General features: G+C 36.0%; 23 protein-coding genes. 11 read left to right on the top strand and 12 right to left on the bottom strand.

Annotation, left to right across the window (positions count from 1 at the left end; all coding sequences use genetic code 11):
• Nucleotides 1-33: 33 nt before the first annotated feature.
• The gene (gene porU / locus PFY09_RS06305; RefSeq protein WP_271161838.1) at nucleotides 34-3,930 is read right to left on the bottom strand and encodes a type IX secretion system sortase PorU; all 3,897 of its coding nucleotides are present in this window, start codon (nucleotides 3,928-3,930) and stop codon (nucleotides 34-36) included.
• Nucleotides 3,931-4,094: 164 nt separating this feature from the next.
• Here porU and gldJ point away from each other — a divergent pair, with 164 nt between their 5' ends.
• Complete coding sequence (gene gldJ / locus PFY09_RS06300; protein ID WP_087711389.1) at nucleotides 4,095-5,690, top strand: gliding motility lipoprotein GldJ; 1,596 nt, start codon at nucleotides 4,095-4,097, stop codon at nucleotides 5,688-5,690.
• 64 nt (nucleotides 5,691-5,754) lie between these two features.
• A complete protein-coding gene (locus tag PFY09_RS06295) occupies nucleotides 5,755-7,026 on the top strand; it encodes a UDP-N-acetylmuramoyl-tripeptide--D-alanyl-D-alanine ligase (RefSeq protein WP_271161837.1) in 1,272 nt (423 codons plus the stop codon).
• A 252-nt stretch (nucleotides 7,027-7,278) separates the two neighbouring features.
• Here the strand turns inward: PFY09_RS06295 and PFY09_RS06290 are convergent, their stop codons facing one another.
• Nucleotides 7,279-8,490, bottom strand: a complete 1,212-nt coding sequence (locus PFY09_RS06290; protein ID WP_271161836.1) for a hypothetical protein — start codon at nucleotides 8,488-8,490, stop codon at nucleotides 7,279-7,281.
• 729 nt (nucleotides 8,491-9,219) lie between these two features.
• Nucleotides 9,220-9,828: an NUDIX hydrolase gene (locus PFY09_RS06285; RefSeq protein ID WP_076394728.1), complete on the bottom strand. Its 609-nt coding sequence runs from the start codon at nucleotides 9,826-9,828 to the stop codon at nucleotides 9,220-9,222.
• 40 nt (nucleotides 9,829-9,868) lie between these two features.
• Between PFY09_RS06285 and PFY09_RS06280 the strand changes: the two genes are divergently transcribed.
• Nucleotides 9,869-10,258 (top strand): SRPBCC family protein, encoded by a 390-nt coding sequence (locus tag PFY09_RS06280; RefSeq protein WP_271161835.1) that lies wholly within the window; start codon nucleotides 9,869-9,871, stop codon nucleotides 10,256-10,258.
• 35 nt (nucleotides 10,259-10,293) lie between these two features.
• On the opposite strand, the gene PFY09_RS06275 is transcribed toward PFY09_RS06280, so the two are convergent.
• Genes PFY09_RS06275 through PFY09_RS06265 form a run of 3 tightly spaced genes read right to left on the bottom strand, consistent with a single transcriptional unit; the run spans nucleotide 10,294 to nucleotide 13,220 of the window.
• On the bottom strand, nucleotides 10,294-11,337 hold the full coding sequence (locus PFY09_RS06275; RefSeq protein ID WP_271161834.1) for an anhydro-N-acetylmuramic acid kinase: 1,044 nt from the start codon (nucleotides 11,335-11,337) through the stop codon (nucleotides 10,294-10,296).
• Nucleotides 11,338-11,341: 4 nt separating this feature from the next.
• Entirely contained in the window at nucleotides 11,342-11,935 is a 594-nt protein-coding gene (gene lptC, locus PFY09_RS06270; RefSeq protein WP_076394734.1) for an LPS export ABC transporter periplasmic protein LptC, read from the bottom strand.
• A 1-nt stretch (nucleotide 11,936) separates the two neighbouring features.
• A complete protein-coding gene (locus PFY09_RS06265; RefSeq protein ID WP_076394736.1) occupies nucleotides 11,937-13,220 on the bottom strand; it encodes a hypothetical protein in 1,284 nt (427 codons plus the stop codon).
• A 255-nt stretch (nucleotides 13,221-13,475) separates the two neighbouring features.
• On the opposite strand from PFY09_RS06265, the gene PFY09_RS06260 reads away from it, so the two are divergent.
• Nucleotides 13,476-14,591 carry a DNA polymerase III subunit gene (locus PFY09_RS06260; RefSeq protein WP_271161833.1) on the top strand — a complete coding sequence of 372 codons (1,116 nt, stop codon included), beginning with the start codon at nucleotides 13,476-13,478 and terminating at the stop codon, nucleotides 14,589-14,591.
• A gap of 37 nt (nucleotides 14,592-14,628) precedes the next feature.
• Here the strand turns inward: PFY09_RS06260 and PFY09_RS06255 are convergent, their stop codons facing one another.
• The gene (locus PFY09_RS06255; protein ID WP_271161832.1) at nucleotides 14,629-14,853 is read right to left on the bottom strand and encodes a hypothetical protein; all 225 of its coding nucleotides are present in this window, start codon (nucleotides 14,851-14,853) and stop codon (nucleotides 14,629-14,631) included.
• 159 nt (nucleotides 14,854-15,012) lie between these two features.
• Here PFY09_RS06255 and PFY09_RS06250 point away from each other — a divergent pair, with 159 nt between their 5' ends.
• The 7 genes from PFY09_RS06250 (at nucleotide 15,013) to PFY09_RS06220 (ending at nucleotide 21,861) form a co-directional block, all read left to right on the top strand.
• Nucleotides 15,013-15,639, top strand: a complete 627-nt coding sequence (locus PFY09_RS06250) for a TetR/AcrR family transcriptional regulator (RefSeq protein WP_076394742.1) — start codon at nucleotides 15,013-15,015, stop codon at nucleotides 15,637-15,639.
• Nucleotides 15,623-16,936 (top strand): TolC family protein, encoded by a 1,314-nt coding sequence (locus tag PFY09_RS06245; protein WP_108410545.1) that lies wholly within the window; start codon nucleotides 15,623-15,625, stop codon nucleotides 16,934-16,936. The genes PFY09_RS06250 and PFY09_RS06245 overlap by 17 nt, the downstream gene beginning before the upstream one ends.
• 21 nt (nucleotides 16,937-16,957) lie before the next feature.
• A complete protein-coding gene (locus PFY09_RS06240) occupies nucleotides 16,958-18,061 on the top strand; it encodes an HlyD family secretion protein (protein WP_076394746.1) in 1,104 nt (367 codons plus the stop codon).
• A 329-nt stretch (nucleotides 18,062-18,390) separates the two neighbouring features.
• Entirely contained in the window at nucleotides 18,391-18,534 is a 144-nt protein-coding gene (locus PFY09_RS06235; RefSeq protein WP_268054664.1) for a hypothetical protein, read from the top strand.
• Between the two features lie 164 nt (nucleotides 18,535-18,698).
• Entirely contained in the window at nucleotides 18,699-20,273 is a 1,575-nt protein-coding gene (locus tag PFY09_RS06230) for a DHA2 family efflux MFS transporter permease subunit (RefSeq protein WP_087711370.1), read from the top strand.
• Between the two features lie 189 nt (nucleotides 20,274-20,462).
• Entirely contained in the window at nucleotides 20,463-20,660 is a 198-nt protein-coding gene (locus tag PFY09_RS06225) for a bacteriocin-like protein (protein ID WP_271161831.1), read from the top strand.
• Between the two features lie 649 nt (nucleotides 20,661-21,309).
• Complete coding sequence (locus PFY09_RS06220; RefSeq protein WP_271161830.1) at nucleotides 21,310-21,861, top strand: DNA-3-methyladenine glycosylase I; 552 nt, start codon at nucleotides 21,310-21,312, stop codon at nucleotides 21,859-21,861.
• A 200-nt stretch (nucleotides 21,862-22,061) separates the two neighbouring features.
• Here the strand turns inward: PFY09_RS06220 and PFY09_RS06215 are convergent, their stop codons facing one another.
• The 5 genes from PFY09_RS06215 to PFY09_RS06195 all read right to left on the bottom strand — a co-directional run bounded on the left by PFY09_RS06215 (nucleotide 22,062) and on the right by PFY09_RS06195 (nucleotide 24,167).
• Nucleotides 22,062-22,571: a hypothetical protein gene (locus tag PFY09_RS06215; RefSeq protein WP_076394754.1), complete on the bottom strand. Its 510-nt coding sequence runs from the start codon at nucleotides 22,569-22,571 to the stop codon at nucleotides 22,062-22,064.
• Nucleotides 22,572-22,688: 117 nt separating this feature from the next.
• Nucleotides 22,689-23,063, bottom strand: a complete 375-nt coding sequence (locus tag PFY09_RS06210) for a glyoxalase (protein WP_271161829.1) — start codon at nucleotides 23,061-23,063, stop codon at nucleotides 22,689-22,691.
• Between the two features lie 17 nt (nucleotides 23,064-23,080).
• Nucleotides 23,081-23,587 carry a DUF2199 domain-containing protein gene (locus tag PFY09_RS06205; RefSeq protein ID WP_271161828.1) on the bottom strand — a complete coding sequence of 169 codons (507 nt, stop codon included), beginning with the start codon at nucleotides 23,585-23,587 and terminating at the stop codon, nucleotides 23,081-23,083.
• Nucleotides 23,588-23,622: 35 nt separating this feature from the next.
• Nucleotides 23,623-23,784 carry a hypothetical protein gene (locus tag PFY09_RS06200; RefSeq protein WP_271161827.1) on the bottom strand — a complete coding sequence of 54 codons (162 nt, stop codon included), beginning with the start codon at nucleotides 23,782-23,784 and terminating at the stop codon, nucleotides 23,623-23,625.
• Nucleotides 23,785-23,825: 41 nt separating this feature from the next.
• Complete coding sequence (locus PFY09_RS06195) at nucleotides 23,826-24,167, bottom strand: hypothetical protein (RefSeq protein ID WP_271161826.1); 342 nt, start codon at nucleotides 24,165-24,167, stop codon at nucleotides 23,826-23,828.
• Between the last annotated feature and the right edge of the window lie 242 nt (nucleotides 24,168-24,409).

The following is a 24,409-nucleotide window of genomic DNA, read 5'->3' as shown; positions in this document are numbered from 1 at the left end:
TTTGTTAATATTATTACTGTTATCGTTTTAAATTTATTTCAAAAGTACCATTTTTTCTACAGCTGTAGCACTTCCTTTGCATTTTTCTTGATTTTGACTTTTTGCAAATATCTTAAAAATATACGTACCTTTTGCTACTGTTGCCCCAAAATCGTCTCTTCCGTCCCATTCTATTGCCTGACGTGGCGTTCTAAAGCCCTGTAGGAAGGGTTCTGCAACCACAGGCTGTGATAAAGTTCTTACCAATTTTCCTGTAATTGTATAAATCTGAACGTTTACATCCAGAATATCGTCGCAATTATGCTCAAACTGAACATACGTTTTGTTCGTAAATGGATTCGGCCAGTTCAGAGGTCGGTTAATTACCAAATGCTGATCTGCTTCATCCTTAACTTCAAAATTTAACGTAGCAGTTGTAGAATTATTGTTTATGTCCCAAACTTTAAATGTTAACTGATGTTGTCCCACCGCAAGATTTCTGAAAGGATACGTTACATTTCCTTTCTGATAATCTGCCAAACTCGGGCTTAAACATCCGTTTCCTTCCCCTGAAGCATAAAAATCATTCAGTACAATCGTATTGATAATTTGTCCGTCCAAATATACTGTAATATCATGACCAATACCAGAACCTGTAGAATTAATTCCTGTATCGTCTGTAACACACGCCAGTAACATCGGATTCTGGTCTGTGATACCGCCGTCTGCGAAGTTGGTATTGTTCATATATAATTTTACTTTTGGCGGTTCGTTATCATTAATTCCGTTCGGATTGATATCTCCCACCTGAACCGGCTGGTTGTTGAATACATCAGAAGATTTATTATCTGCATATCCTAAAATTCTGCCTGTTCCCACTGCGTAATTGATGTCTTTCGGAACATAAAATTCTACAGTGAAAACTCCGTTTACAGCGGTTCCGGAAGCTTTTACGATCGCACTTCCTTCCTCGGTGTACTGAAGAACCGGCGTTAATCCTCCGTCGTTATTCAAAGTGGTTTTGTTTAATCTTTTATCAAAAATATTAATGACCACTCTTCCGTTAAACGTTGTATTTACCGTTCCGTTCGGATTATTGATGTGTCCTTTTACTTTCACAAAATCAAGACCTCGGATTAATCCCGGAACCGGAGTTTCAATATTGTCAATGACTAATAATCTTTTCGGTCTGGTCAGTTTCATTGCAGGATCTCCTAAGAAATTAACCTTTAAATGTTCTGAAGAAGCTCCTCTCTGTTTTTTTGCATTTAGATGGGCATATCCTAATGTATCGAAATCATCGTTAGTAAGTTTAAAGATATTTTGCGTGAAAAGGTTGGTGAAATCTACTCCATAACCCACGTCGATCGCACGGCTAGAAGTAATCATTGTTGCAGGACCTCCCTGTTTAAGCTTCATAAACTGTTCTCCTGCGGAAGAAACGTCAGGATCATCCCAAAGTGTGAACTCGCAGGTAATTGTAGATACAAACGGAAATCTGCTGTACACATTAGAGAAATTATTCGCATTCTGAATTTCAGATAATGTTAAAACTCTTTCCTGCGCCCATCCGTTGATTCCTCCGTGTCCGAAATAGAAAAGATAAAGGCTGTTTCCGATATCATTGGAGATCGCCTGGTTTACCTGAGGATATCTTTGTCCTCCCGCTGTACTTTGCGCCTGAAAAGCATCAAGGTAAAGTTTTCTTACGTTATACTCTTTTAAAGTCGTATTGTTTTGTTCAAAAACCGTTGCCAGAGAATTGTTCATTACAGTATGGAAAGGGGGACCTCCGTCGTTATCATCATCCACAACAAAATCCAGCTTCATTTTCCACTCCCCGAAAGGCGTAGACTGACCGGATAAACTGTTATAATAAGCTAGAGTCTTATCAATCATATTGGAAGCTTCCGTCGCATTGGCAGCCGGAATTCTGCCCACAGGAAGATCCGGAAGATTAAAATCGATGTAGCTTACAGTCTGTGGTTTTGTCATCACAATATAATCATCGGTAACGAATGATCTTATCACGTCCTGAGAAATTTCACTCTGATAGCTGGATACGATATTGTTATTACCCGGGATTCTGTTCTTATAATCAAATGAGGTATCTCCCAAAATAAATACATATTTCAATGTTCCAAGTGGAGTATTCAGCTTCGTTACAAAATCTCTGATCGCCGTAAGATCTCTACTGCCGCTTCCGAATTCATTATAGATTTTTTCCGTATCTACCACCTGTACATTATAATTGTTTTTGGTCTGGTGATAGTTGGCAATTCTTTGTGCCTGTCCCAACATTTCAGGAGTCGTGATAATTAAATAATCTACATTCTGTAACGCTGAAATGTTCTGGTTGTTGATTCTTCCAACAAATGAAGGACTGAATGCCGCATCCGCTCTGAAAGCTACAAATTCATTATTGAAGTTCAGATTAGATGCCGTGTAAGCAAAATTAAATGATGCACTTCCTGCGGCTTTATTTACTCTTCTGTTGGCATTGGTAATATCTGTAACGTCCCAGATCTGCTCTGCCGCAGAAGCGTTGGAAATACTGAAACCATAAGTGGTATTGCTTCCGGTAACCAGAGAAAAATCACGGAAACTCATCTGAGTACCGTTGAAGCTTAAATTATCTTTATACTGTACCTCAAAATAATCCGGGTAGAAAGTTCCGTTCGGATTCAGGGTAATATCAGGTTTCATATTGATGGTAATCTGAGTTCCGCTTAAACCGGATACAACTCCCGAATAATTCATAGGATAAAATTCATACGTTGAACTCAGATCCGGAGTAGGAACCGTAAAAGGAATCGGATTTTGATTATTGATATTATAAAGCAATTTGTTTTTTTGAGACTTATAGCCAATTACCTGTGCTTTATAGCGAACCTCATCGCCTGTCTGAAGGGGAGAAGCAGTCGTAAAGGTAATCGTTTTGTCTGTTACAAAAGGAGCATCTTCCACCCATGTTCTTCCCACTCTCATCAGGTTTTTCTGGTCTACATTAATTACCTGATAATTATCAAATCTTGTGATAAGCGGAGTAGCAGGTAAATTAACATCTACCGGCTGAACTCTTTTTCCGGGACCTTTATCGAAATTGATGAAGTAATACGAATAATCTTCATAAATATTTTTCAGGTTTTCACTCGGATATGTTCTGGATTCTGTTCTTTTAATTCCGTTTCCGTTCGAGTTATTATATAAATTGTATCCGTTCGGACCCTGTGCATAGAATAAAGCATAGTCATTATCATTCCATACACCGTCGTCTTCTCCCACTACCTGAATCGCATTTTCCTGAAGCGCACTGTATCTTGCATCCTGATTGTTTTCCGGAAGCATGATTCCGCCGTTTCCGTAAATTCTGAAGTTTTTAGGATTTACAGAAGAAGGATTGATGCCGTTATCCTGCAAAAACTGTCTGGTTATTTTAAATATTCCGGATTTATCAACTCTTATTTTGTAAAAAGTTCCTGATGATAAAGGATTGTTTGTAGTCCCCAGTTTTAAAGTATTTCCAAAACTGTTGGAAACATTAGTTTCTGAAAGTTCAAAAGACGATAGCCTCTGGATCTGTCCCTTTACATTTTTGAAAAGAGATACGTTTGCGCTTGCATATCTTGCTCCGTCGGCATTATAATAAACCACATCTTTGATCTCCTGATCCGTAATAAGATCCTTACTTAATGAAAATAATTCCTTTGCAGAAACATTTTCCCAGACAGAATTAGAAACTTTTAACTGGTTTTCGCCAACTTGTTGTTTAGTTGTTATAAAAATGTTATTTTGGCTGAATGAAAATCCCTGATTTTTAAAATTTGGGAGATTGAGTTTTGTCTCACCAAAGTCTCGAATTTTAGCACCATCCCATTCGATAGTGATTCTTTGAGCCCAAAGTGTTGATACAAAGCTTAATAAAAATAAAAGAGAAATTTTTTGTTTCATGTTTACTATTGAAATTTCTGAATTACAAAATAAATGAAAATTTTATAATTAAATTGTGATACAATAAAATTAATTTGTTAACGTTTTTCAAAAAAATCAACTCTTTACTTGATTTATTGAATAATTTATTTTTTCTTTGTACTTTGAAAATATTTATATCGACTATGAAAAAACTAAAGTTGTTTTCATTAATAGCATTAAGTTCTACACTTGCATTAACCAGTTGCGGAGGATCTAATAATGGCGGCGGTACTAAAAAATTTGTCAGCAAAACAGGTTGGAAACCAAACGAGAAACAAGGTTGGTTTTTTGCAGGAAAGCAACAAAAACAAAAAGGTTGGCCGGGAATGGTATATGTAGAAGGTGGAACTTTTACAATGGGATTAGTGAAAGATGATGTTATGCACGATTGGAATAACTCGCCTCGCAGAATGCAGGTAAGTTCATTCTTCATCGGGGAAACTGAAATTACTAACTACGAATACCGCGAATACCTTACATGGTTGAAGTATGTATTCCCACCAAGCGATCCAAGCTTTAAGGAAATCTACAACGGTGCGTTGCCGGATACCTTATTGTGGGACAACAAATTATCTAGAAATGACTACAACGAGACGTATTTCCGTGCTCCTGAATTCGATTACTATCCTGTAGTAGGAGTATCGTGGACTCAGGCAAACAGATACTGCGAATGGTTGTCAGACAGAGCGAACGAGAAAGCTTTAATGCAAGCTGGTATCATTGCAAAAGATTTGTACATTAACGAATCTAATAACCAGGGTGGAACCGCATTCAACATGGATAAATTCAAATCGAATGATCCTGAAATGCAAGGTTACATCAATGAAAAAAGAATGCAGCAGAAAACAGGTCTGAAAACGACTAACCAAAGATTATTGGCTGCAAACAGAGCTCCGAACGCTGCAATGGTAACAAAATTCAGACTTCCTACAGAAGTTGAGTGGGAATACGCAGCTTTAGGTATGGCTAAAAACAGAGAGTACAATCAGTATATGGGCAAAAAGCCTGAAATTGAAAAACTGAGAGGTACTAAAGGAAGAGAAAAAGGAATGTTCCTTGAAAACTTCAAAATGGGAACAGGAGATTACTCTGGTATCGCAGGTTGGAAAAATGACGGTTCTGCAAGAACTTCAGATGTAAGACAATTCCCTTCTAACGATTTAGGAATCTACGGAATGTACGGAAACGTTGCAGAATGGACTGCGGATGTTTACAGACCTATCATCGATGAAGATTTCAGTGACTTCAACTATTACAGAGGAAACATGCCGCAGGCTATCGTAAGAAACGGTGACGGAACTTACAAAATGGTAGACGAAAGCAGCATTAAATACGATACTTTAGCTGACGGAAGATTGGTATACAGAAACCTACCGGGTCAGTATGAAAGACAAACAATTGCTGATTACAGAAACTACAGAGATGGTGACAGAATGTCTTCTTTAGACTACAGAACTGCATCAGATTCTGCTACCTCATACGACATGTACAATTCTCCGAAATCGAGATTTATTGTAGATGCTCAGGGTAGAGTAGTACTGCAAAAAGACAGAAAAGAAAGAACTTCTGCTATTACTAACGACGTAAGAGTGGTAAAAGGAGGTTCTTGGCAGGATACAGCATACTGGTTGGATCCGGGACAAAGAAGATACAAGTCTCAGGATAAAGCTTACGGATGGATTGGATTCCGTGTAGCTCAGGATGCGAGAGCCAACGAAAAAGGTAGAACAAGAAGATAATATTTATCAAAATAATTTTCAAAAAACCTTCCGGAATTCTGGAAGGTTTTTTTATTTTTGAACTATGAATATAGAACAGTTTTACCCTTTATTTTTACAATCCGAAAAAGCTACCATCGACAGCCGAAAAGTCGGAAAGAATGATATTTTCTTTGCTTTTTCTGGAGAAAATTTCAATGCAGCAACATTGGCTGAACAGGCAGTTGAAAATGGCGCTTTAGCCGTGATTGTTGAACAGCAGGAATTTGAAAATAAAGAAAAAAATATTTTCTTCGTTCATTCTACACTGGAGTTTTTGCAGCAGCTTGCCATTTATCACAGAAAACAATTGCAGATTCCTGTGATCGGTTTAACCGGGAGCAATGGAAAAACCACTACAAAAGAAATCATTCATGCTGTTCTTTCCGAAAAATTTAATGTACAGTATACTTCCGGAAATCTTAATAATCACATCGGAGTTCCTTTAACCCTTCTTTCCATTAAGCCGGAACACGAAATGGCAGTCATTGAAATGGGAGCCAATCACCAGAAGGAAATTGCTCTTTTAAGCTCCATTTCCCAGCCGGATTTCGGATATATTACCAATTTCGGAAAGGCACATCTGGAAGGTTTCGGAGGATACGAAGGAGTAATTAAAGGAAAATCTGAGCTGTACGATTATCTTAAAGATCATAAAAAGACGATCATTGTTAACGAAAATGATCCGATTCAGGTGGAAAAAACTGAAAATTATGTACCAAAAATTACTTTTGGAAGAGAAAATTCAGATTATCAGTTTGAATTATTTTCAGAACAAAACTTTGTAGGTCTCAAATATAAAGATCAGAAAGCAGTTTCAAAGCTTACCGGAGAATATAATTTCACCAACCTTTGCGCGGCGGCGAGTTTAGGTCTTTACTTCGGAATTGATTTTGAGAACATTAAAAATGCCATCGAAAATTATACGCCCACCAATATGCGTTCCCAGATCGTGAAAAAAGAAGGGAAAACACTGGTTTTGGATACCTATAATGCCAATCCTAGTTCTATGACTGCTTCTTTGCACAATTTCATCACCTTTGTGGGTTCAAAAACGATTATTATAGGCGATATGTTGGAATTGGGAGAAGAAAGTACGGTAGAGCATCAAAATATTTTAAAAATAGCGCATGATTTGGGTTTCAACGAAATCATTACCGTTGGAAAGCATTTTAAAGCAGTAAATAATTCTTCAAAATCTTTTGAAAACACAGCAGAGTTAGTAGAATATCTCGGTTTAAACAAAATAAAATCTGAAAACATCTTGTTAAAAGCTTCCAGAGGAATTTCACTGGAGAAAGCGATTGATTTTATTTAGTATTTACTCCCAATAATCATTTTAAATATGTAGTAAGAATGATTTCTCCCTTAATTTAATCTGGTACAGGAGAAATTTTAATTCACATTGATTTATCATTTTTGACTTATTTCTTTTATTAAATGGTATCTTCGACTGGCTGAATCTGATAGCAATATTAACAAAGTTTAATCTAAGGATCATTCTGAGCCAGCCGAAGAATAGAAATAGCTTACCTATCTATAATACGATCGATATTCACTGAAAAACCTGCTAATTGAGTTTTTCTATGTTTAGAGCTGTGCAACTGGGTATCGTTTGCATATTCGTTGCATCAACTCTCTGCATTCTGATTCTCAAAGCGCTTCCTGCAGCTAATTGTATAATAAAGTTTCTGCCGGAACAATTATTAGATCCATTGTAAGCATGAATAATGATATTTGAATTGACGATTTCTGTTCCGCCATTTTCCAGCCAAAATCTGCTGGAGAATTCATTACTTCCTGCGGGTATAGTAGTTCCTACAGAATAATTAACCCGATAAATACCTGCTTCTGATACCGTAACTGTATTAGAAGCTAACGTAAATATCCCGCCAATATTTGTTCTCCCGGTTCCTAAAGATAAAGTTGAAGTAACATTGGTAATAGTTTGTGAAGCGGCTGTATCATAAGCATCAAAAACCTTTAGTTCTTTGTAAGCTCCGCCATCGGTTCCTACAGAAATTACATTATTGGCATTTGCACTCACCACATTTGCCGTAGCGGTAGTTGCATCTTCTTTTATATAAGAGATAACACCCGTTGTCGCATTTTGATTAAGATTTGTTATCGTTTCTTTTATATCTGTAACCACATTGTTCTCATTGGTATATGTCGCGATCGTTTTTCCGGCAGTTTGTGTATTCGTGATGGTAGTTATGTTTTGTAACGAACTTAAATTTTGTGTTGTAATAATTCCATTTACATTTGATGTTAAGACAGAACCCGATAAACTTAATGTATTTGAATTAACAACAGGAGCGGTTGAAATTACTCCGTTTACATTTGAGGTAACAGTATTTCCGCTGGTGGAAATGCTATTGGTGGTACTTGCAGGAGCAATGGCTTGAGGAATCCAGGTTGTTCCATTCCATGTTAATACTTGTCCGGTGGTTGCTCCCTGCTGGGAAATTCTCAATTCGTTTCCGGTACTTCCGTTACCGGATAAAGTGTTATTTGTTAGTATTTTAGCATTTCCTGCAGAAGCCTGTGCAACAACAGAATTTGCCGATACATATTTTACTACACCATCTGTATCAAAAACCATAATGGAATCTTTTGCAGATTGAGAGGAACCAGTCTGGGTGATTTTTCTAACGCGTAACGTACCATTAATATCTAAAGTGTGGGTGGGTGAAGGTGTATTTATACCCATATTTCCACTCTGAGCATTAAAAAATAATACTGTAAACAATAGTACAACAAAGGAATACTTTTTTTTCATAATTATTTTTTTTCGAGTTAACATTATCCTGATACTAATTTTTCTCCGATGAAACGATCAGTAATCCTGAGAAACAATAAATAAAAAATGAATTTTTCATATCTGATGATTATTTAGATATTAACTAATAATCAATAGATATGCTTTGTTGTTTAAAGTATTGATTTTAAACGCTTTATATATTATCTCTTATTTTAAAAATTCCAAAATATAGAATTTTTTTACATTTTTTGGATTTTTTTGCTATTAATGGAAAATAGTAAGATAAAAGTAAGTTCGATGTAAAAACAACACAATAATATTCAATAAGAAAGGGCTTTCCATTTTAATGATTAAGAAAACAATTGGCTTTAGCCAAAAATTTAGGTTAAAGTCAATTTTGATTTGAAATATTACCATCGAACTGAAACCTAATATAATTAACGAAGTGTAATATGTTGATTATTAGTTTATTTTGAATTTTATTAATTCAAACTTACTTTAAGACAAGAATTTTTAAGGTACTATTTGAAAATTACAGAAAAATGAATCGAAATTCTTGTTTTCAAACAAATTTACTGATGTAGAAAAGAATATATTTTAAGGTTAAATAAAAGGTAAAGAGAAGAGATAAAGATTAAAAATCTTCGATTGATAACGGAAACTGACTTGAAAAAAATACCTGAAAGCATTCTAACGTTAATAACCCACTAAAAATTAATGGGTCTCAAAATATTGAAAAAAAATGGTTTATGCTTTTTTCTCCCAGAACTCGTTAATAATTAACTTAATATTTTTAAATGTACTCGGGGAAACTTCGCTTTCAATTTGTGCAGTATTTTTCCATGCAACTTCCGTAATTCCTTCTTCAATCTGAGGTTTTGAAGTATCTTCTCCGTTGAAATTCATTTCAAACCAATGTGTACATTTCAAAACTTTATCGCCGTTTCTTTCGACATAAATATGATAGGTCGTGTTGATAAACTGTACCAGTTCCACATGGGCAAGTCCGGTTTCCTCTTCAATTTCGCGTACAGCAGACTCTTCACGCGATTCTCCTTTTTCCATTTTACCTTTCGGAAGATCCCATTTTCCCAGTCTTTTAATGAAAAGAATTTCACCTTCAGGATTATTTACAATTCCTCCCGCAGCTTCGATAATCCTGAACAGCTTTTGAAATTCTGCCCATATTTCATCGATATTCTCGCCGAAAACATTCAATTCTTTCACCGATGTATTTTCCAGAAGATCCAACGCGATTTCCAGGCTTGTGACGTTTTCGTATCCAAGCGTTTTTTCTAAGTTTTCAGATTGCTTAGACAACAATAATTTTTTTTCGTTCACAAAAACTTTATACATATATTTGTAAGAATTAAGAATTTAAATACAAAAATAAAAAATGAATTTAGAAGGACGAAAGATTATTGTTAATAAATCATCTAAAGACTTGGTAGAAATCCTGAAATCGCCAGAAAATTACAAAGATTTCATGCCGGACGGTCTTCAGAAATTTGAAACGAGAGAAGATGGATTTAAATTCGGATTGCAGGGAATGCCGGAAATTGCTCTGAAAATTGATGAAGTAACAGATAAGAAAGCAGTGTTGAAGTCTGCAAGTTCAAGCTTAGATTTTTCTTTAACAGCGGCTTTGAGTCCTCTTAACGAAAACCAGACCGAAGTTCAGATGCTGTTTGAAGGAAAATTCAACCCGTTTATCAAAATGATGGTGGAAAAACCTCTTCAGAATTTCATTAATACACTTACCGATAAAATCGAAGTTTACAAATAAACGGAAACCTTCAGCAATGAAGGTTTTTTTATGCTTTAAACAATGATTCCCGAACTGTGGTCACGGAAACTTCCCGTCGCAGAAGAAAGAACATTGATTTCATTGTTGTACCTTAAAACTCCCATGAATGCAAAGATTAAAGCCTCTTTGAAATCAATAATCTCTTTTTCAGGAATAATAATTTCAGCATTGGTTTTGGCTTTTAACTTTTCAATTAAATATTGATTATAAGTTCCGCCACCTGTAAAAAGGACTCGTTTGAGTTGGTAATTATTGAAAACTTTTGAAATCTGTTCTGCAGCGTGCTCTGTAAACGTTGCCATTACATCTGCATTCTCAATATTTTCAAAAAGCGGAAAGATATTTTTGTTACACCATTCAATTCCCAATGATTTTGGATGAGACTGGCTGTAAAAATCCAGCGAATTTAATTTAGACAGTAAGTCTTCATTAATTTTTCCTGTTCTCGCTAAATCACCGTTTTCATCGAAATTTTTATTGAATTTCTGAGCTAATTTATTCAGAATAATATTGACTGGGGCAATATCGAAGGCAATTCTTCTGTTTTGAATCTTCATTGAAACATTAGAAAAACCACCCAGATTCAGACAGGCATCGTATTCCGAAAACAATAATTCATCGCCAATCGGGACAAGCGGAGCGCCGTTTCCGCCCATCAAAACATCCTGACTTCTGAAATCGTAAATTACTGTTAAATTTGTTTCGAGCTTAATTGCTCTTCCGTCGCCGATCTGTAAAGTAAATTTTTTCTGAGGCTGATGAAAAACCGTGTGACCGTGAGAAGCAATCAGATCAACCGTTTTTATCTGATGCTTTTCGATAAAGTTTTTAACAGATTTCCCTAAATAAAAACCATATTCCGAATTCAATTCCAGCAGTTCTTCCGCAGAAAGATGGATCGAATTTCTAAGCTTCTCTTCCCAGTTTTTAGAGTAGGGAAGGGTTTCTGCTTTCAGTATTTGGAATGTCCATTGATCCTGTTTTTCAAATCTGGCAAAACAGATATCCAGTCCGTCTAAACTTGTTCCGGACATCAATCCGACCGCATGGAAAACCATTTGATTATTTTTTGTTTTGAGATATTTCAGGCGCCGCAAAATCTCCTGAATTCTGGAAGAAAACATATTCGGAAAAATCATCTTTTGCACGCATTCCGTGTGCGCCGATCAGCGTACTTCCGTCTTTTCGCGTTACATACACAGTATCTTTGGTGTAGATGTTTTTCTTTACCTGATCCCAGTAAATACTCTGCATGGCAAATTTATCGCCTTCATTGGTGGTAATTCTTACGTTTCCTTTCGCTTCGTAAAACTTTTTGTAATCGTAGAATTTAGCATATTTTGCCTTAATTGTTCCGGGAATTTTAGGCTTTTTCTTGTCGAAAAACTGAATGTCAATTCCCTTTCTTGCAACCGTATAAGGACTGTCGATCAGCTCATATTTTTCAATGATCGGAGCTTTTGCCCTCATCGTCACAAACCCGGAATCTCTCTGGATGATGTTTGCATTATTAATGATCTGTGAAGGGAAATTTTTGCTTTGTTTGCCTTTATTTTTCGTAAGATCCTCTTCACAGGAAGTTATCACAAAAAATATAGCACAACTAAAAAGGTATGCTATATTTTTTTTATATGATATGTTTCTAAAAAACTTCATTTTAGTTGTATAGAGTCTTTCTGAACCACTTATCCGCAAAATTGAAACCAACTCTCAGGTTCACAAAATTCTGGTTAATCAGATTATTTTTAGTAGTTCCTCTTTTTCCTACTTCAAGACCTAGTTCAAGACCGCTCATTCTCGTTATACTGCTGTTTTTGAACGGTAGAAGAACTCCTGCAGAAACTCCGACCTTATTGATGTTCTGTCCTGCGATCTGAAGACTTCCTTTCTCATAAAATGCTCCGTATCTGTAAACGATTCTTGAAAAATAACTTCTGAAATTGTTATAATTCGGCAAATACCAACCTCCGGCTGAAATTCTGTAAGAGTCCTGAAGATCAAGCGTGTTTCCGAAATAATTAATGTTTTCCCCCTTTTTATAATCTCCCTGAAGAGAAAGGAACCATTTGTTTTCTTCTCCATAACCTACCCCTAAAGAAGCCTGTAAAGGTAAAAGGTTTTTAGATTTTGTATTTTTCTGGTCGATAATGCTTTCGTTACTTTTTACAGTGGCACCGGCATCAGAATAGAAATACGTACTGTTCACATAATCGGTCGTCATATTACTCGTATTTCCGAAAGTAGTAGTAGCTCCGATCGTAAGTTTTCTGTCTGTACTTGTATTCAGTTTCTGGTAGCTTGCTCCTAAAGTAAAGTTGAAATTGTGGATGCTGTTTCTCGTTTCGTATCCGTTAATTAACTCGGCGTTAGAATAAGCCAGTTCATTCAGGTCATAAAGATTCCCGAAATAATAATTCGCTCTTGCTCCCACAGCAAGTTTATCGTTCACTTTATATCCTAAAGCCATCTGTACCGTATTCAGTGTACCGCTTCCTTTAAATCTGTTGGCTCTGATATTACCTGCAGAAAGTGTGTCTCTGTGGATAATTTCATAGCTTTTTGAGCTGTACGGCTGATAAGAAATCCCCATCTTCAGCTTTGGAGACAGAGGAAAAGCGATTGAAATATTGGATAAATACGTAGAGTGCTTCGTAGACTTCGTATTATTATAGTTTGTTTTAAAGTAATTGTTTTCGTTGGTAGCTTCCAGCTTAATACTTGTAAGCTCGAAATTAGCATTGTTTGCAGGGTTTGCAAAATTGAAATTACTTGTAAAATCACTTATAAAAGCGGTAGATATACCTCCCATTGAGGTAGTTTCGATCGTATTATCATATTTTACATCTCCGATTCCGTAAGTTGCATAAGGTGAGTTACTCAGATTCTGCGCGTTAAGGAAATATCCAACTGATATCAATGATAGTACAAAGATTTTTTTCATTCTTTATTTTTAAAACAATGCGCAAATATCTTAAATATTAATGAATTGTAAAAATTATAAGAGGTTAAAGTTTGTTAAGGGGGATGAATAGCTATAATTATGATGAATTCTTAATTGTAAATTCGCTTTGGTTGTGAATTTTTATACATTATCAATACACTGCATGATAAAATTCACAATTCATTTGCAACGCAAAATTCACCTGCAAAGTAAAAATTCACATTCTGCGAATTACAAATTTCATATCTTTGAATCATGAATTGGGAGAACATTGCCGGACAGGAAAGTCTGAAAAAACTTCTTAGAGACAGTATTGCCGAAAACAGGGTAAGCCATGCCCAGCTTTTCGTCGGCAAAGAAGGTTACGGAGCATTGCCGATGGCTTTGGCATATGCCAAAGAAATTCTGAGCAGCGAAAATCCGCACGCCGGAGCCAAAGTAGAGCATCTCAATCATCTCGATCTGCATTTCAGTTTTCCGGTTTTTACAGACAATAAAAATTCATTAAGCAAAAATAAATTTGATGAATTCAGGGAAATGATTCTCAAATCTCCGTATGCAGGATATGATGAATGGACGGCTGTTTTAGAATCCGAAAACAAGCAGCTTTTTATTTCGGCAGATGAAATTGATGAACAGAATCAGAAATTTTCACTGAAAAGTTTTGAAGGCGGAACGAAAATTTTAATTGTCTGGAGAGCCGATAAAATGAACGTCGCGGCATCCAACAAATTCCTGAAATTTTTAGAAGAACCTCCTGCGAAAACAATCATTCTGCTTACTGCAGAATCTACCAACGATATTTTACCAACCATACTTTCCCGAACACAGATTGTAGAAGTGCCAAGAATAAATGATGAAGATCTGGAAATTTATCTGAAAAAAAACTATAATCTTTCAGAAGACAAGACAGGGGAAATCATCCATCAGGCTCAGGGAGACCTTAATGAAGCTTTGAAACTTTTACAGTCCGGAAATAAAACCGATGAGTTCGAAAAGCTTTTTGTTCAATGGGTTCGTGATGCATTTATGGTAAAAAAGAAACCTGAATTTCTGCGAAGCATCATTCTTTGGGCAAGAGAAATTGCAGGCTGGAACCGTGAAAAGCAGAAAAACTTTTTAAATTACTGTTCCGAGATTTTCAGACTCGCTTTGCTGCAGAACTATCAGTCGGAGAATTTAGTCTATAAAAAGATTGATGCCAATGGTTTCAACTGGATGGGATTCTCAAAATTCATCAGCGGAGCCAATATTGAAAGCATTCTGGAAGAAATCAATACTGCCGATCTGCACTTAACCCGAAACGGAAATCCCAAAATTGTCTGGACGGATCTCGGGATAAAATTATCAAGATACATTCATAAAAGCTAAATAAAAAACTCCGAAATGAATTCGGAGTTTTTTATTGTTAAGCTGTTTTCTTTACTTTGGAAGCTTTTTTATCGGTAGTTTTAGAACTGTTTTCTGCTGTTTTGTGTTTAGCATCACAGTTTTTATGATCTCCACAGGCTTTTTTATCTTTTGTGGAACATTCTTTCTTGTCTTTTCCTGCGCAGCATGAACCTTTCGGGGTTTCTTGTGCAAAGTTGAAAGTGAATAAAGTGATGGCTAAAACAGAAATTATTTTTTTCATGATCTAAATTTTTAATTGAATCCAAATATAACAATTTTTCCATTCGGTGAACTTTAAGATTAAAAAAAAATTAAATTTCAATAAAAAATCAATCAATCGTTTGATTTATGAAAAATTGGTTGTAGATTTGCACCCGAAAAAACAGATACAGAGTAAAAGATGATTTCAAAAGAAGAGAATATATTATTTGCCGCAGAAAAGCTTTTCGCCGAGAAAGGCTTTGAGGGAACCTCCACAAGAGAAATTGCCAAAGCAGCAAATGTGAATATTTCTATGATCTCTTATTATTTCGGTTCTAAAGAAAAACTGTACGAGAAACTGGTAGAATACAGAATGAGCGAAGGACAGTTTTTTTCTAAAGATATTATTGAAAGAACCGATATCAACGAATGGGAAAAAGTTGAAAAAATCGTAGATCAGTTTGCAGGAAAGGTAAGACACAACAAATGTTTCTACAGAATTATGCAGAGAGAGCAGCTTCATGCAGAAAATCCGCAGATCGTAGAATTTCTGAAAGAAACCAAAATGGGATTCATTTCCATGTATTCAAAAATTCTGGAAAGTGGTCTTCAGAAAGGAATTTTTACAAAAAATCCTCCCATCTATCTCCTTCATTCCACGGTGAGCGGAACTTTATTTTACGCTTCCAACGCAAAAGAAATGTATAAAGAATTCCTAAACGATACCAATGAAGAAGAAGTTTTTGATGAAAAATATTACACAGAACTTAATAAACATATTAAATATCTACTAAAAGACCTTCTAGGTTATGAAGAAAATAAATAATTCAGTCCTTGCGCTCGCTCTATTTGTAGGGATTGCAAACGCAAATGCTCAGGAGAAAAAGACCCTCACTCTTGATGATGCCGTGCAGTTGGGAATCCAGAACAGCAAAAATCTTAAAATTGATGCTGCAAAAATAGAAGAAGCTACAGCCAATCTTTTGGAAGCCAAAAACAGACAGCTTCCGGAGCTGAAAATTTCAGGAAGCTATATGTATCTTCCTTTAAAACCGAATATTGATATTAAACTTCCCGGAGTTTCAGGAGCAGGGGGTCCGGAAGTTCATCAGGTTGCCTACGGATCAGCGAATGTCAGCGTTCCGATTTACAGCGGAGGAAGAATAAAATACGGAATCGAATCTGCAAAATATTTAGTGGAAGCATCTAAATTAACCACTGAAAACGATAAAGTAGCCATTGCTTACAATGTTGCGCAGGCTTACAATAATTTATTTAAAGCCAACCAGTCCATCAAAGTTTTAGAAGAAAACCTAACCGCTTCCCAAAAAAGAGACGAAACGTTCCTTAAACTTGAAAACAACGGAGTAATTGCGAGAAATGACCGTTTAAAAGCAAGTTTGCAGACTTCAAACATCGAACTTCAGTTGCTGGAAGCAAAAAACAACTACAATATTGCCAATATCAATATGGATTTATTGCTTGGACTTCCGGAAACCACAGAAATCGAAGTAGACCAGAATTATATAGATGAAGGAAATGAAGTAAAACCGCTTGATTTCTATTTAAATGAAGCCAGAGAAAACCGTAAAGACCTTCAGGCTTTAGACAAGCAGAGACAGGCTGCAGCTTTGGGAACAAAATCCGCGAAAGCAGAAAATCTTCCTTCCATTGCTTTTACAGGAGGTTATGTGGCGGCAGATATTCCGAAGTTTTTAACGATTTATAATGCGGTAAATGTAGGTGTAGGAATTTCTTACAACTTATCGAATCTGTGGAAAGAAAACTCTTCACTGAAGCAGTCTCAGGCAAGAGAAATGCAGTTGGCTGCAACCAACGAGTTGTTAAACGACAACATCAAGCTGGATGTAAACAGAGAATATCAGAACACAGATTATTCTAAAAAGAGAATTGCCGTTTTCGAGAAATCCGCAGAACAGGCTAACGAAAATTACAGAATTACAAAAAATAAATATGATAACGGTTTGGCTACGATGACGGAACTTCTGGATGCAGATGCTGCACAGATCTCAGCGAACGTAGGAGTGATCAATGCGAAAGCAGATGCCGCTTTAGCCTACAGAAAACTATTACAGACCACCGGAACTTTAACAAACAAATAAAATTAAGAACTTATACCCACAATGGAAAATAATACTACACAAACGGCTGAACCTAAAAAGAAAAAAAGTTTAGTTTTCCCTATCATATTAGCAGTAGTTTTAATCGGCGGAGGAATCTACGGTTACAGAACCTATTCTTACGGGCAGGTTCATGAAGAAACAGACGATGCACAGATCGCGTCCAATATGGCTCCCGTAATTTCTAAAATTTCAGGATACGTAACGGAAGTAAAAGTAAAAGACAACCAGTTTGTAAAAAAAGGAGATACTCTGGTTATTCTGGACAGCAGAGATCAGAAAATGGCTTTACAGCAGGCAGAAGCAGCTTTGGCAACAGCAAAAAGCAGCATCTCTAATGCACAGGCTTCCACAACGGCAACTTCAAAAAATATAAATTCTTCTGAAGCCGCTGTTACTACGGCGAATGCACAGATTGAAGCCGCAAAAGTAAACGTTTGGAAAACTTCTCAGGATTTAAAAAGATATGCCAATCTTGTGAAAGACCACTCTATTACAGAACAGCAGTATGAGCAGGCTTTGGCAGCAAAACAGTCTGCAGATAAACAGCTTCAGGTTTTAATCGATCAGAGAAACCAGATTGCACAGCAAACCAATATCGCTTCTTCTCAGACCGCGGCAAGTTCTCAGCAGATCGGAGTGGCAAATTCCGTTGCAAAACAGAGAGAAGTGGATGTAGAAAATGCGAGACTGAATTTATCTTACACGGTAATTGTAGCACCGGAAGACGGATATGTAGGAAAAGTGCCGATTCAGGCAGGACAGTATTTACAGGCAGGTTCGCAATTGTTTTCTTTGGTTAAAAATGACCAGAAATGGGTAATTGCCAACTTCAAAGAAACCCAGATTGATAAAATGGTGGAAGGACAAAAAGTGAAAATCGAGATTGATGCTTTCCCGGACAGAGAATTTGACGGTGTGGTAAGTTCTTTCTCTCCAGCAACCGGAGCTACCTTCTCTATACTTCCTCCGGATAATGCGAGTGGTAACTTCGTAAAAGTAGTACAGAGACTTCCTGTAAAAATCGATTTTGTAAATCTGGATAAAAATGTATCCAAAAGATTAAGAACAGGAATGAATGTAAAAGCAGAAGTTTCTTTAAAATAAAAATATAAAATAAGTGAATTGTCAGCAATGCAGAAGCAGATCGGTTATGAGATGTAATGAAGTAGTAGAATTGACAATGAATGATTGATAACTGCAATTCACTTTTTTCAAAAATATATAAGTGAATTGTCAATTTTTGAAGGAGAAGTCATTTTTTAATGAAATGAATTTGAAGATTGAGGATGAAGCTGATGCCGGATAATGAAGAGAGATCAATGATAGATGTGGAAATGATGAAGTTGATCCATGAAGAAGGTTCCGGTGTAATGCAGAAAGATCATGAAGAGGAAACAGGAAAATGAAGACGATAAATGAAGCGGTTACCGGATATGAAGAAGAAAATTGATGTTGAAATGATGAAGCTGAACGATGCAGCAGAATTCCGGTTTAATGAAGACAGATCATGCAGAGGAAAATGCAGAGGTAAAAATAAGACCATGCAGAGGATGATTATTGACAATTCACTTTTTTAAAATTGAGAAATTTAGAGATTTGGAAATACTTTGATGAAATTTTAATCAGCTAAATTTTTCTGAAACCTCATCTCATGGATGAGAGAACAAAGTTGGTTCGTAAAAACTTGTTCATATTTCCGAATCTCAAATCTCTTGATTTTTAATACAACACTAAAAAAACTATGCAAGATTCATTAGTAGAATACGGAGCCCGAAGAGTAATCATTACGATTACGGCAATTCTTTGTGCTTTGCTTGAAATAGTGGATTCCACGATTGTAAACGTTGCCCTGAATGAAATGAAGGGAAATCTTGGAGCCACCCTTTCCGAAGTAGGATGGGTAATCACCGCGTATGCGATCGGAAACGTAATTATTGTTCCGATGACGAGCTGGCTTTCGCAGCAGTTCGGGAGAAGAAACTATTTTGCGGCTTCCATCATTATATTTACCGTTTTCTCCTTTTTATGCGGAAATGCAACCAATATCTGGGAGCTTGTATTTTTCCGTCTTATGCAGGGAATCGGTGGGGGAGCGCTTCTGGTAACTTCACAAACCATCATCACGGAATCTTATCCGGTGGAAAAAAGAAGTATGGCACAGGCAATTTATGGACTTGGTGTAATTATCGGTCCTACATTGGGTCCGCCGTTGGGAGGATATATTGTGGATAATTTTAGCTGGCCGTATATTTTCTATATTAATATTCCGATCGGGATTGCGGCAACCTTAATGACGCTTCAGTTTGTAAGAAGTCCGAAATATGCCGAAAAACGAAAGATTTCCGATGTAGACTGGATTGGAATTGCATTATTGGCAATTACCGTAGGTTCCTTACAGTTTATTCTGGAAAGAGGTCATGAAGAAGACTGGTTTGCCAGCGGAATGATTGTTTTCTTTACAGCAGCAGCTGTTTTAGGATTTATCCTTTTCCTATGGAGAGAACTTACCTTTAAATATCCGATTGTAGAACTCCGGGTTCTGAAAAACGGAAACTTAAGAATCGGAACCGTGATGTCCTTCGTTTTAGGATTTGGTTTGTACGGATCTACATTTATCGTTCCTTTATATACCCAAAGTATTTTGGGATGGACGGCGCTTCAGTCGGGTGCTTTAATGATTCCGGCAGCTTTAACGACGGCTTTCATGATGCCGATTATCGGAAGACTGCTTTCAAAAGGAGCTAAACAGCAGATTTTGGTTTCACTGGGATTATTTATCTTCTTTATCTACAGTTTCTGGGGATATAAAATATTGACTCCGGATACAGGAAAAGATGCCTTCTTCTGGATGCTGATTGTAAGAGGAGCCGGACTGGGTTTACTGTTTATTCCCATCACCTCGCTTTCCTTAAGTACATTGAAAGGGCAGGAAATCGGACAGGGAGCTGCATTTACAGGAATGATGAGACAGCTTGGAGGTTCCTTCGGAATTGCTGCGATCACCACATTCATTGCCAATGCGAGTCAGAAATACAGGGTGAATCTTATTTCGCACCTCGACCAGACCGATTTTGCGGTACAGCAAAGATTACAGGCTCTGAAAGGCAGTTTTATCGCAAAAGGAATGACTCCCGATGCCGCAATGAACGCCGCCTACAAAATGCTCGATCTTTCTGTAACGAAACAGGCAACCGTACTTTCTTACATGGATGTTTTTCTTTATCTTGGGGTAATCTTCCTTGTCTGTATTCCGTTCATCTTATTTATTAAGGAACGAAAAAGCAAAGAAAAGATTGATCTGAGTGGGGTACATTAATTAAAGTGCCAAAAATTTTCTAATTGAATATAATAAAACCGCAGATATTTTCTGCGGTTTTTTTGATGGATCAATTTGATATTTACCATATTCATGGTATTTTTTATTGCAGACAGGATCTATAATTTGGCTTTAAATTCGAACGGAATCCGAAAAGTTTTGAGTAAGAAAAATTAAAATTCTATTATTATGAAAAATTTGAGAAAAATTTCAAGAGAAAACTTAAAATCCATTACAGGAGGAATAAATTCACAATCTCCAGGTGACTGGATGTGCGGACCTGGTAGAAAATATGCAAAATGTACTGATCCTGATACAGGTGCAACCTATTGGCAATGTACTTTGAATGGAGATCCAAGAATGTGTATGAGAATTATACCTGTTTAAATAGCAACTCTTTTTTGAAAACAATTGAATGGGCAATACTAATTGCCCTTATCTTGTATAAAAAAATCTTCTCAGAAATCTGATTTTACATCCTCATAATCTGATTTAAATTTTTCTTAAGTTCAAAAAAAAGTTGCTGACAAACTGTTTTTGTAGTTTTGCTTTAAACTTTCTTGTATTATAAATTAAAATTAACCCCATTAAATCCTTTGCCCTTTCTAGCTAAACTGTTTAATAATGCATCAGCAATCGGTACATACTCTTCTTTTAAGATTCCCATTTTAAAAATTCGGAAAATAGATATACACTTTAATCCCTCATTTTTAGAGGTTTGTATGCTTTTAATACACTGTTTAGAAGATTATTAATACTGTTGATTATTTTTCATTTAGTATTTACATGAAACAGTGTATTGTTTAGGATAAATTTTACTTTTTACACCATCTTTAAAGCCGAGTTGAGTAATTTTATTACAGTATTAAACATTTTTACTACACTGTTGAAGATTTTTGTTGCAGTGTGGAACATTTTTATCGCAGTATGAAAGATTGAGATTTGTGTCCGAAAATAAATTTTTACCGCTCCTGCCATACAGTTGTCATTACCGACGCTTATATTTGCATTTAACTATCCACAAAAAATAATAACAATGAGTTATTGCGCGGCAATTGAAGGAATGCAGCCTGAAAGCAGGAGAGAACTGCACAAAAGATACCATGATAAAAATTACGGTTTTCCGATTCATGATGATAATGAGCTGTTCGGGAGACTGGTGATGGAAATCAATCAGGCAGGGCTGAGCTGGGAAACCATTCTGAAGAAAGAAGAAGGTTTCAGAAAAGCGTATGATAATTTTGATGTTCAAAAGGTGGCTTCTTACGGTGAATCTGACCGGGAAAGACTGCTGAACGATCCTGGAATTATCAGAAATAAGCTGAAAGTAAACGCTGCCATTGAAAATGCAAAAACTATTGTAGAACTTCAGAAAGAATTCGGTTCTTTTGAAAAATGGCTGGAACATCATCATCCCAAAACGTTACCGGAATGGATGAAGCTTTTCAAAAAGACCTTCAAATTTACAGGCGGAGAAATCGTGAATGAATTCCTGATGAGCATCGGTTATCTGAAGGGTTCCCATGCAGAAAGCTGTCCCGTGTATGATGAGGTTTTAAAGCATGATCCGATGTGGAATAATGTTTAATTGATATTTGAAGAGGTATATAATAATCCTGAAGATTAATTAAAAAGATATTGCATAAAAAAGCGGACTCAAAAGTGCCATTCTGAACATACACTGAAGGTTTCAAAATCTTAAATAGTTGATCTTAGAAATTCTTTGCTGCTTCCGAAATGATAAAAGTCAAATTGTTTTCACTTTTGAGACCGCTTCTTTAGGATATTTTATCGAAGACTTCTTACGGTAACGTCTGGTTTTTCGCCTTGGGGTACGATGAAAATGGCATCATCGTTTATGGTATCTCCGGAATCAAAATAATAACTTCCAATTACGGGAAGAATACTGTTCACAAATTTTCCGGATTTGTCATAAGCAGAGTAGGTTACATTAATGATCTGGGCTTTCATCTTCAGTTCAATTTTTTTTGATGTAAGCTTGGCTCCGGTTGCATTAATGCAGTTCAGCTCTACGATTGCAGTATTGTTTACAATCTGAGGATAGGAAGAAAGCCTGATGTTATAGGATTTATCCGAAGTGTTTTTTACAGATGCGGCAACTTTATAGCGATCAAAAGATTTTCCTCCGTTTTGTATTGTTTCTTTATTCAGAATATTAAAGGTTACGCTCATTCCATTGAGGTCAATGGTTTGTCCGTCCGTTATTTTCTGCGCTTTGGCAGTACTACAGAAAGAGATGATTACGAGAAGTAAACATAAAAAGGTTGATTTTTTCATGAATTGATATTTTGGTGTTTGTAGTACTAAAGTTACGAAATCTGTTAGAATAATTTTCTTTCTTTCAAAGTATTGTATTAAATTTTTCCTTACGATCAGAAAAAAGCTTTTGTTTTTTTATAAAACATCAATCTGACTTTTGATTCTTTCTGAAAGCATGGTGATGATCCTTTTATTAAAAGATTTGCTGTCCGAAAGATAAACCGTTATTTCTTCCGGAGTGAGCATTCCGATTGTTATTCCGATGAAGGTGTTTTTCAGAGCAATATCTTTTTGAAGGCTTTGGTCGGTGAAATTTATTTTCTGCTCGTTTTTCAGAGAAGTAAAATCTGACATTTTTCTCATTGCATAGTCTCTGAATATCTGGATGAAAATATCATTTTGTAATTTTAAAACAGGACGCAGCACATTATTCTGAAATAATTCTGTCTCACTGCTGTTTTCAAATGTCGGAAGGGAAAGGTTTTCTCTTAAATCTTTTTTGGTGGGCATATTTAATGAACAATTATTTAATTTGATTTGTTTAAAACAAAATTAATTCTTTTTTCCGCTTCCTTTTTGGAAATTCCCTCATGAAAGTCTCTCACAAAAGTATGTTCGTGGCTTTCATGAGGATAGACGAAAGGTCTTCCTGTTTTATTATCAACGATAACGTCAGTGGGAATAGAATTTTCGAATTCATAGTCTGGAAGGTAATTTGAAAGCCATCCAAAATAACCCGATTCAAATTCTTTATTGTCATAATTTTCCACATACTCATTAAAGCTTTTCTCACTTAATGAAACCCAGATCCCATATTCAAGATCCTGACAACCTTTATTAACTTTCTGAACAAGAACGGCTCTTATAAAGTAGCAGGTTTCATCCGGATAATTTATAATACACCAATCAGAAGTTAGTTCAGAATTTTTGATTTCTTCTTCAGACAACTGGAAATAGGGATAAGGTGCGGCATAAGCTATTGCAGGCCAGTCTTCTTTCTCTTCACCACAGCATTGGCAGATGTATTTTGTCATTCAATCAATTTATCATCAAAATTACTCAAAATTCCTTACCCCACCGTTTTCGTATCCTCTTCCTTCAGGATCTTTTTCTCCTTCATGGAAACCATCATTCTTTCGCATTTGTATTTTTGCCAGTCGAAATTACTCAGGAAATCCAGAACCGCAGAAAATCCGCGGTTGAAGAGCTCTTCTTTTTCTTCTTTTTGCATAAAGAAATTCAGCCGGTTGCAGGTTACGCAGTTTACTTAGTTTATTCAGCACGCCAAGAATGTTTACAGTACCTACATTGTTTTGCATACGGTGTTCTTGCTAATTTTCCGCATTTTGGACAGTTATTGAAGAATACTTTTTCAGGCGTTTCGTTCATCATACGTTTTGCAACATTAATTTGAAATTCCTCGTAACTGTTTTTCAAAAGATTAAGAATTTGAGGATCATTATTAATCCATCCTTTTTCTTTCATCATATCTTTTATTGCTTTATTATCGGTGCTTTTAACTATGTACATCTGATGTTGCAAAGCTAATTTTTCTTCATGCGTCATTAGGTTGCTGAAATATCTTATGATGTAGTTTATACTTTCCTTATCCATATTTTTTTCGTAAAAATTTATAATAACACAGAATAATTAAACTCATTTTAACTTTAACCACAAATGTAAATGATAAATTGTTTGTGATAAGATTATTAAAGCGAAAAGGGGTTCGCTCCTTTAGGAGCAGAATCTGTGTAGAAATAACAATCAATCAATCAATCAATCAATCAATCAATCAATCCGTAGGATTGATATCTATAATTAGCTATGAACTTTCTAAAGATAGCGTTCCTACGGAA

The organism is Chryseobacterium gambrini, assembly GCF_027920505.1.
Classification (GTDB): domain Bacteria; phylum Bacteroidota; class Bacteroidia; order Flavobacteriales; family Weeksellaceae; genus Chryseobacterium; species Chryseobacterium gambrini.
The sequence above is the reverse complement of the archived record's forward strand: the minus strand, read 5'-3'. Positions and strand labels throughout refer to the sequence as shown.